The organism is Paracraurococcus ruber (assembly GCF_004353985.1).
Taxonomy (GTDB): Bacteria; Pseudomonadota; Alphaproteobacteria; order Acetobacterales; family Acetobacteraceae; genus Paracraurococcus; species Paracraurococcus ruber.
This window is the reverse complement of the sequence record NZ_SMOA01000214.1, coordinates 1-9,357: the sequence shown is the minus strand read 5'-3', so window position 1 is coordinate 9,357 and position 9,357 is coordinate 1. Positions and strand designations below refer to the sequence as shown.

Here is a 9,357-nt window from a genome sequence, read left to right as displayed (position 1 = left end):
GAGGAGTCTGTCCGGCTCACGTCCGGCACGCCGCAAAATCGGCATTCTGCAGTTCCCGGCAGCGTTCAGTGCCTCAAACAGCCAGAAATCGAGGCCCGCCGTCCACCCGCGCACAGGTCTCATAACACGCTGGCGCAGCATGCCTCGCCCGCGCGAAGGCGCCGACGCGGGAACGGAATCAGCCCAAGCCGATCCGCCGCGCCCCTTTCCGGAACAGCCGCTCGCCCTCCGGCGTGGGCTGCATCGCGGCGACGAGGTCGTCCACGCGGTAGCGCGGCAGCGCGCTCCGGATGGCGGCGACATGCGCGCGCGCCTCGTCGAGCCGCCCCGCGAGGGCAAGGGAGACGGCCGCGATCGCCAGGATGTGGGCGTGGGCGTTCGGCCGGGCGGCGGCCCTCACCCCGGCCTCCGCCGCCTCCTCGAACCGCCCGAGGCGCACCAGCGCCATGGCGCGCGCGCCCAGCATGCCGAACAGCATTGGGTCATGCGGGCTGAGGCGGAGCGACTGCTCGGAGGCCGCGACAGCCGTGGCGGGGTCGCCGGTCAGAGAGTGGACGAAGGCGAGGGTGTAGTGGCCGAGCGCGAAGTTCGGGCTCAGCTCCACCGCGCGTTCCAGCTCCTCCACGGAGGGGTCGTGGCGGCCGCGCAGCCAGAGGGCCCGGCCCATGGCCCAGTGTGCGGCGGGGTCGCGCTCGTCGGCCATCAGCCCCTGCGCGGCTGCGGCGTAGGCGCGCTCCACCTCGCCCTCGCGCTCGGCCCAGCCCTGGAACGCGTTCTGCCAGTGCGTGAAGGACAGCCCGGCATGGGCGCGCGAGAAGGTGGGGTCTAGGCGAATCGCCGCCTCGAAGAAGTGCCGCGCCCGCTCGTTATCCGCCCGGTTGAAGCGGTACATGTGCCAGAGGCCGCGGTGGTGCGCCTCCCAGGCGTCGAGCGAGTCCGGGGGCCGAAGGACGGCGCGGTTGCGCTCCGCCGCCTCGATCTCGCCGGCGATCAGCGCGACCGCCCGGTCGCCGATCCCGTCGAGGACCTGGAAGGTGTCCTCCGCCTCCCCGTCGAACACCTCCGCCCAGACGACGCGCGCGCTCCGCGCCTCGGCGAGTTCGACCGCGACGGCGAGGCGCTTGCCGCGGAGCTGCACGGAGCCGCTGACGACGTAGTCCACGCCAAGCAGCCTGCCCGCCTCGGCCGGGGCGACGCCGCGGTCGCGCAGGGCGAAGACGCTCCCCTGCCCGATCACGAAGAGCGAGCGCAGCTTCGCGAGCCGCGCGATGAGGTCGTAGACCAGCGCGTCCGCGGGGCCGCCGCCATGCGGCCTCGGCTCCTCGGCGAGGTTGGCGAAGGGCATGACGGCGACGGAGCGCCGCTGCGGCCCGGCGGGGTTTCCCTCTGCAGCGGGCGGTGGCGCAGCGGCGGCCGGGACGGTCGGGGCGCGCAGCGCCTCCTCCGCCCGGGCCGAGCGCCAGAGCTCCCGCAGCGGCGCGGTATCCAGGCCATCCGCCTTGAACAGGTGGATGGCCACCGCGACATGCTCCTCACCCTCGCGGATGCGGCCGCGCCGGGCGAGGGCGGCGAGGACGGCCCCGTGCGCGCGGAGCTCGAAGGGGGCGAGCCGCAGCCACGCGTCGAGGATGTCCGCCGCCTCCTCGTCGCCGAGCCGCCCGGCGAGCGCTTCGAGCAGGGCGGTTCGGCCGTCGCGGAAGTGGCGCCGCTGGGCGACCAGCCAGCCCTCGAACTCCGGCAGGCGCCCGAGCTCCAGCCCCTCCAGGAAATCGCCAGCGAAGAGCGCGAGGAGCTCCCGCAGCCGATCCGTCGCAAGGGTGCCGGGGCCAGCGCGCAGCGCTTCCTCCACCTCGGCGGCGTCCACGCGGCAGCCGGCAAGGTCGAGCCGGACCGCATCCCCCTGCGCCTCGATCCGGTCCGCGCCGAGCACGCCCCGGACGCGGCTGAGGCACCAGCGGAGCTCGCCGCGCGGATCGTCGGGCACGTCCCAGAGCAGCTCGCACAGGCGGCTCCGCGGGACCGGGTGCGGCGCGAGCGCCAGAAAGCCGAGTAGGGCGCGCGCCTTGCGGGAGGCCGGCAGCGCCACCGCCGTGCCGGCGCGGCGAACCGTCAGCGGGCCGAGGAGACCGATCTCGACGGCGTCCCCGTCCGGCGCGGCACCCGTTTCCACGTGCGTTTCCATGCCGCCTTCCACGCTCCGTCCCACGGGCCGCCGTCACGAAGGGGCACGGGGACGGCGCCTCGGGCATAGGGCCCGCGGGTCCCCTCCGCGCAGCAGGCGGCGAGCATAGCGACGGACGGCCGGAAACGGCGAGCGCCGGCCCCCGCGGCGGAAAAGAGGGAGAATAACCATGTCCGCATCCACCCTCATCGCGAGCCCGGCGGCCGCCCCCGACCTCACCTCGGTGAAGGCCCGGCAGCAGGCCACCTGGGCGACCGGCGACTACGCCGTCATCGGCACCACGCTGCAGATCGTGGGCGAGCGCATCTGCGAGGCGGTGGACCTCCGCGCCGGGGAGCGCGTGCTCGACGTGGCCGCCGGCAACGGCAACGCCACCCTCGCCGCCGCGCGCCGCTTCGCGCGGGTGACCTCCACCGACTACGTCGGCGAGCTGCTGGAGCGCGGGCGGGAGCGCGCCGCCGCCGAGCGCCTCGTCGTCGCGTTCCGGCAGGCCGACGCCGAGGCCCTCCCCTTCGAGGACGGGAGCTTCGACGTCGTCCTCTCGACCTTCGGCGTGATGTTCACGCCGGACCAGGAGCGGGCGGCGGCCGAGATGCTGCGCGTCGTGCGCCCGGGCGGCCGGATCGGCCTCGCCAACTGGACGCCGGAGGGCTTCATCGGGCGGCTCTTCAAGACCATCGGGAAGCACCTGCCGCCGCCGGCCGGCGTTCGCTCACCCGCGCTGTGGGGCACGGAGGCGCGGCTCGCCGAGCTCTTCTCCGGGCAGCGCGTCGAGGCATCCAAGCAGGTCTTCAACTTCCGCTACCGCTCGGCCGACCACATGTTGGAGGTGTTCCGCACCTTCTACGGGCCGGTGAACCGCGCCTTCGCGGCGCTCGAAGCGGGGAAGGCCGCCGCCCTCGAGGCGGATATGCGCGAGCTCTGGGTGCGGATGAACCGCGGCGGCGCGGAGACGCTCATCGTGCCGAGCGAGTACCTCGAGATCGTGGTGACGCGGAGCTGAGGGCGGTGCGCCCCTCCCCCACGCCCCACAAAGGACAACTCGACATGATCGCGATGAACACGGGCCGCCGCGCCGCCGGCGCCGCGCTGCTTCTCGGCCTGACCCTGGCCCTGCCCGGCACGGCCTCGGCCCAACCGAAGGACGGGGCGCCGCCCCAACCCGGAAGCTGGCGGGGCTGGGTGATCTCCTCCGCCAGCCAGTTCCGCCTCCCGCCCCCGCCGGACGCGGCCGCCACGCGGGCGGAACTCAGCCAACTCCGCACCATGGCCGCCTCTCGCGACGCGGAGACGCTGGAGCGCATCGCCTGGTGGAACGCCGCCGCGCCGTCCTACCGCTGGAATGAGATCGCCATGGCGGAGGCGCTGCAGGCGGGCGTTCCGATCAACCTCGCCTCGCGTCACCTCGCGGTGCTGCACACGGCGATCTCCGACGCGATGGCCGCGGCTGCCGACAGCAAGCGGGCGCACAACCGCCCGCGCCCCGGCGCCGCCGACCCGGCGGTGCGACCCGTCGTCGCGGTTCCCGCGAGCCCTTCCTACCCGGACGAGCACGCGGTGGCGGCGGGGGTGGCGGCCTCCGTGCTGGCGGAAATCTTCCCGCGCCGCGCGGAGGAGTTCGCGCGGCTTGCGGAGGAGGCTGGGCGGCTGCGGCTCATGGCCGGTGTCGCCTACCCCAGCGACGTGGCGGCGGGCGTGACGCTCGGCCGGCAGGTCGCCGCCGCGGCGCTGGAGCGCGCGCGGCGCGACGGCACGGACCAGCGCTGGACGGGCACGGTGCCGGCGGCGCCGGGCCAGTGGAGCGGCACCAACCCGGCCGCGCCCCAGGTCCCGAACTGGACACCCTGGCTGCTCTCCTCGGCCGCCGAGTTCCGCCCGCCGCCGCCCCCCGCGGCCGACTCGCCGGAGCGCGCGGCGGAGCTGGCGCAGCTCCGCGCAATCGAGCGCACGCCGCTAACCAACGCCCGCGCCCTGTTCTGGGAGGCGGCCGCCGGCGGGCTGCGCAGCCACGAGTTCTGGAACAACCAGCTCGGGCGGCTGCTCTTCGAGAACGGTCAGGCCGGGGACGCGCCGCGCGCCGCCAGCGCCTATGCGCTGCTCAATACCGCCATGTTCGATGCCGGCGTCGCCTGCTGGGACGCGAAGTACACCTACTGGACGGCCCGGCCCGGCCAGCTCGACCGCGAGCTCCGGCCGGTCTTCGCGGCGCCCAACCACCCCAGCTACCCCTCCGCGCACGGCTGCTTCTCCGTCACGGCCGCGGGGGTGTTGGGGCACCTCTTCCCCCGCGACGCGGGGACGATGGCGGCGCTGGCGCGCGAGGCCGGGCAGTCGCGGCTCTGGGCGGGCATCCACTACCCAAGTGACGTGGTGGCGGCCGAGGCGATCGGCCGGGGCGTCGTCGCGCGCGCGGTTGCGCGAGCCCGCGCGGACGGCGCAGAGGGGCGCGCGCCATGAGCAACCGGGGCGGCCGGACCGGAAGGCGAGGCCGCCCCGCGCTCTTGCCGCTCACCGCCCGGGTGCCGTGCCGGTTCGGCAACTCGCAACGCGACGGCAACACCGAACGTCCGCATCGGGTCGAGGCCGTGTGAGAACGCGACCGTCGGCGCGGGTCGGTATGCGGGTTGACCAGACGAATGCCGTCCGAGGCGTGGGACGTGTCTCCGTCTGTCAGGCCCGGACGGCTGAGATCACTGCTGCGACGCCCTTGATGGCGATCACCCGCTTCAGGTTGTAGGCCAGGACTTGCAAGCTCATCTCGGTGCCGACCCGCTTCAGCGTCTTGGTCAGGAAGTGGGTGGCTCCCATCCAGGCTTTCAGCGTGCCGAACGGGTGCTCGACGGTCTGCCGTCTGACCCCCATGGCATCCGGGCGCTGGTCGAGCCTGCGCTGCATGTCGTCCAGCACCCCCTCATGCTCCCAGCGCGTGACGCGTCGTACCTTCGCCGGTGTGCACTGGGCCTTGATCGGGCAACTCGGGCATTTCGTGGTCCAGTAGTAGCGCTGCGTCTTGCCGGTCTCGTCGATGCTATTGAACCACCACTTCATCGTCTCGCCAGCAGGGCATCGGTAAGCATCCTGCTCGGCCAGGTAGACGAAGTCCCACTCGCCAAACCGCCCGTCCGCCTTCGCGCCGGAGGTTAGAGTCCGTCCGGGATCATTTGCTGATTCGGCAGAGCCTTCGCAGCATGAGGCGGACGGAGGCCCAGCGCAGGAAGCACAGGCCTGACCGGTTCAGGCACTCCCAATCCTTGGCGAGGCGACGACAGCGGTTCAGCCAGGCGATAGTCCGTTCGACGATCCAGCGCTTCGCTGTCAATCGGCTTGGAATCGGGGCTCTGGCGCAGATTTCGTGCTGGTTACATGGCCGCCTGCGGTGCGACGAGGCGTGCCCGCAGGAGGTCGAGCTTGCCGCGGCCGTACATCTGTCGCCTGACCAGCTTGAGCTTGGTGATGCTGCCCTCGGTGACGCCGTTTGACCATGTCTCGGTCAGCGCCGCGCGAACTGCGGCATGGTCGTCGGCGATACCACGCCCGAAGGAAGCGATTGAGCTTGCCTTGGCCTCCTTGATCCAGTCGGGCAATCGCGCGGAGGTTCCGCTGCGCAGCATGCGATGGAAGCGCTCTACCAGATCGCGTGCAGTGGTCAGGGCAGGAACGGCGCCCTCGATGGCCGCCACCATCAACGCCTCCGCGCGTGTCAGGCCGTCGCGCGTGGCCAGCATGGCACGCGCCATGATCCTGGTCGGCGGTACCCGGCCAACTGCGCCACCATCGGGGGCCTCGCTTCGTCGGCGCCGGGTGGCCCACTCGGTGACGATCCGCAGGCAACCGCCGAAGCCCTCGTCGCCCAGCCTGCGCCGGAGTTCGGCGGCGTTGCGGCAACCGCCGTCCCACATCGCCTGCAGCCGCGGCAGCCAGGGATCAAGGTTGCTGGCCCGGCTGCGGAAGACCTCGTCCTCGGCATGGCGGAGCGCGGCGCGCACGAGCTTGCGGCTGCGGCCGGTGCGGCGGACGATCTCCTTGATCGGGGTTCCGGCCGCCGCCATGGCGCGAATGGTGTCGTTCGCCTCCCGCCGCCGGAGGTAGCTTTCATACTGGGCGCGCTCGGCCGCACTCAGGAGATCCGGGTTCACCGTGCCGCTGCTGAGGGCACGGCGGATCGCTGTAAGGTCGGCGCGCACGGCGTCGAGGAACGCCGCGCTGGCATTTTCCATGAGGTGCCAGCGGTCGGCCACCTGGATCGCGGTCGGTGCAGCCTGGCGGACCGCCCCGGCGAAGCCGCCCGCGCGGTCGCGGGCGACAACCTCCACTTCGGGATGGGCCCGCAACCACGCCGTCACGGTCGCCTGGTCGCGGTCGGGCAGCAGGTCGACGATGCAACGCCGCTCGAGGTCGCAGAGGATGGTGCCGTAGCGCTGGCGCCGTCGCCATGCCCATTCATCGATCCCGACGACCTGGACCGGGCCAGCCTTGCCTGGCGCCAGCCGCCGGACGACCCGCAGCAGCGTATCACGGCTGACCGGCAGCATCAGGCGCCCGGCGAGACCCGCACCAGGACGGCCGCCGAGGGCAAGGCCGAGGTGTTGGACCAACCCGTCCAGGCGCGCAGTGCGCTGGCCAGATCGCCGGCCGACCTCCGCCGGTAGCGGCTCGGCGAAGGTCCGTCGTGGGCATTTGGCTGTGACGCAGCGGAAGCGGCGCGCCTGCAAGTGCAGCTCCACGGCTCGTCCGTGAGAGGGCAGGTCAAGCAGCTGCCTCTGGTAGCGGCTATGCACGCGGCGCGACAGCCCACCGCAGGTCGGGCAGGCGCTCACCGTCACCGCTGGATGCGCGGAGATGATGATGCGATCTGTGCCGGCCTCGACAGCGTCGACCACGAGGCCGGCAGGTAGCAGGGAGCGTGGATCAAGCAGGGGCATCGCTGGCGTTTCCTCGCCAAGGGCACACGCCTCTAACGCCGCACCAGCACGAAATCTGCGCCAGAGCCCCTTTTGGGCGCCGATCCGGGGTCCCGATTCCAAGCCGATTGACACATGGCGGAGTTGCGCCGACATACGCCGCATCTGCCGGTGGTGGTGATAACCGGCTTCAGCAAAGGTTCGCCGCAAGCTGATCTGCGCGGGTTGGGCAGGCCAACGATCCGGCTTGGCAAACCCGAGGGCTACTATGAGCTTGCTGCAGCGGTCTGGAACGTTATCGATCAGGCTCGTACCGATGCGAGGCCAGTCGCCATGCGCCGGCGCGCGGATTGCGCTTAGCTTCGACGCCGAGGTCCGGCCCGGTGTCGGGCCGCTTTGCGCCGTCCGAAAGAGGATCGCCGGCCCCGGTCGCTGCGTCTCTCGCCGAGGAGACAATGCTCGGAAAGAGGGGCCGCATGCGGGCGTCCTCATCGGCCGCGCGCTTCCTGCAGTATCTACTGCGGATTGAGGCACGGGATCGCCGAGGGGTCAAAATAGTTGGGTCTAAGAGGGTGGTGGGCGTCGGAAGGGGCATGCCGGCGGTTCTGTACACACGCCGCAGCATGCCGGGGCCGAATGGCCCTCTCCCACCCAGCCGACTGCCTTGTACCGGGATGCCGCTACCGGCTCGATCGCTCAGAAACCTTTGCGGCAGGCGTCACCAGAAGCAGTTGGCCCGGCGAAGTGCGTCAGGTCACGCAGCACCGAACGTAGCAAGGCGGCTTCGCCATCCGGGAGTTCCACCTCGGCGCCGTCGTCGACCAACCGAGCAACGAGCACGCCAACTTTTCGGGCGATCTCCCCCGGAGTTGTCGCGGCGGCGGTGGCAAGATCACGCATCGTGCGGACTTCCAGGTCGCAGAGGGCGTCCAACGCGAGGTCAGTCACGCACTCAGCCGCGAGCTCAGGAATGTGCTCGAGCAGAGCCTGGCTGAGCCCGGCAATGTCAGTGAGGCCTGGAATGGTGTCCGGCCCGGCATGCGTTTCGGTCGGCATCAGACAGCAGCCTCCATCATGCCCAGATCTGGCTCGGCATCGACGTCGAGGGCTGCCTCGGCGATGGCCAGGACATCGTCAACGGCACACATGGCTTCGAGAAGGAGCGAGCGTCTGGCCGCTGGGTTGGGGTTGCGTTGAGCCGCTGCGATGCTTCGGTGCGCTATGGCAGCCAGCTTATGCGCGTGGCGCAGATCGTCGGCGAAGAGCAGGGGGGATCTCCAGGCCACTAGGCGCCCTCAATGGACACGCATCACTTGAACGTGATTTGCTGAGAGATGATTGCTCGTTTGCTAAGCAAATCACCTGCGAAATGCGCAGTGGTTCGGCGTCACTGCATGACGCACAGCATGATGGCGGGACCGCTGACCCAGTTGGGCTCAGGCCGCGTATTATGCTCTTCGAGCATATTGCGTACCCGTTCGCCGCAGACTGAATTGTAACGCAATCGAGTTTTGCGGCCTGCGCCGAAGCACATGCTCAACAGTAGCAGCGCGCGATCCGCGTCCCGGTCAGGCCGTCGCTGCAGGTCGCCACCAGCCTGCGGATCTCGGCGGTGCCGATCGCCGCAGACCGGCGCTGTGGTGTGCTGTGGCGGTGGGCGATGCCGGCGAGGGTGTCGCGGAGTGCGGGGTGCGAGCCGGCCCAAGGCTGGCCGGCCATGCGGCAGGGGTGGCGGCCAGCGTTGCGGAAGGAGGCGGCGACGGAGACCGGGGTGACCGGCAGGGGGGCGCCGCCCCTGCCCCGGCACCAGGCCCTCGAAGCCGCCCCAGTCCGCGGCATAGGCGGCGAGCGTCGCCGGCGACAGTGCCTGGCGGGCATAGGTGGCGGCGCGGGCCACCCCGGCCCCGGTGAGCGGGGCAAGCTCGGACGTACAGGGAATTCAGCAGCTTGCGCCAATTGCTGCAAGCGCTTTTCACCTCTGATAATACAGCCTTACTTGCTACTTGCTCTGGTACAGCAGTCACACGAGTTATTCGATCGCTTGCTCCAAGAGATCAAACCCGCACTGCGTTCTATCACTACCTGTGAAAATCATGACCGGCGCTCTATGCCGATTGTCCTTCGCCGTGGCGACGCGCCACTCACCCTGCACATGATACAAGAGTTTAGCGACGATCAGAGTTCTTCCCCACGCCGATGCCGGCCCGACGCCAGTCCTCTGCCTCTCGACCCTCCAGCAGCACCGCCACCCGCTCGGCCAAAAATGCTGGTTCA

General features: G+C 71.0%; 6 protein-coding genes and 2 pseudogenes. 2 read left to right on the top strand and 6 right to left on the bottom strand.

From position 1 onward, the window contains the following. Positions 1-178: 178 nt before the first annotated feature. Positions 179-2,182 carry a BTAD domain-containing putative transcriptional regulator gene (locus E2C05_RS24505; protein ID WP_133222268.1) on the bottom strand — a complete coding sequence of 668 codons (2,004 nt, stop codon included), beginning with the start codon at positions 2,180-2,182 and terminating at the stop codon, positions 179-181. Positions 2,183-2,351: 169 nt separating this feature from the next. Here E2C05_RS24505 and E2C05_RS24500 point away from each other — a divergent pair, with 169 nt between their 5' ends. Together E2C05_RS24500 and E2C05_RS24495 are read left to right on the top strand one after the other, a co-directional pair. Continuing rightward, the gene (locus E2C05_RS24500; RefSeq protein WP_133222267.1) at positions 2,352-3,185 is read left to right on the top strand and encodes a class I SAM-dependent methyltransferase; all 834 of its coding nucleotides are present in this window, start codon (positions 2,352-2,354) and stop codon (positions 3,183-3,185) included. A gap of 44 nt (positions 3,186-3,229) precedes the next feature. Continuing rightward, positions 3,230-4,639, top strand: coding sequence for a phosphatase PAP2 family protein (locus tag E2C05_RS24495; RefSeq protein ID WP_133222266.1), 1,410 nt, complete (start codon positions 3,230-3,232; stop codon positions 4,637-4,639). Between the two features lie 213 nt (positions 4,640-4,852). Here the strand turns inward: E2C05_RS24495 and E2C05_RS24490 are convergent. From E2C05_RS24490 to E2C05_RS34335, 5 genes and pseudogenes are all read right to left on the bottom strand, one after another. Next, positions 4,853-5,332: pseudogene (locus E2C05_RS24490) on the bottom strand (transposase); the annotation flags it as partial. Between the two features lie 7 nt (positions 5,333-5,339). Next, positions 5,340-5,492: pseudogene (locus E2C05_RS24485) on the bottom strand (IS5/IS1182 family transposase); the annotation flags it as partial. Positions 5,493-5,541: 49 nt separating this feature from the next. Further along, the gene (locus tag E2C05_RS24480) at positions 5,542-7,104 is read right to left on the bottom strand and encodes an ISL3 family transposase (RefSeq protein WP_133222264.1); all 1,563 of its coding nucleotides are present in this window, start codon (positions 7,102-7,104) and stop codon (positions 5,542-5,544) included. Positions 7,105-7,779: 675 nt separating this feature from the next. Continuing rightward, positions 7,780-8,139 carry a hypothetical protein gene (locus tag E2C05_RS24475; protein ID WP_133222263.1) on the bottom strand — a complete coding sequence of 120 codons (360 nt, stop codon included), beginning with the start codon at positions 8,137-8,139 and terminating at the stop codon, positions 7,780-7,782. A gap of 480 nt (positions 8,140-8,619) precedes the next feature. Next, positions 8,620-8,802, bottom strand: a complete 183-nt coding sequence (locus E2C05_RS34335) for a hypothetical protein (protein ID WP_133222262.1) — start codon at positions 8,800-8,802, stop codon at positions 8,620-8,622. Positions 8,803-9,357: the final 555 nt, after the last annotated feature.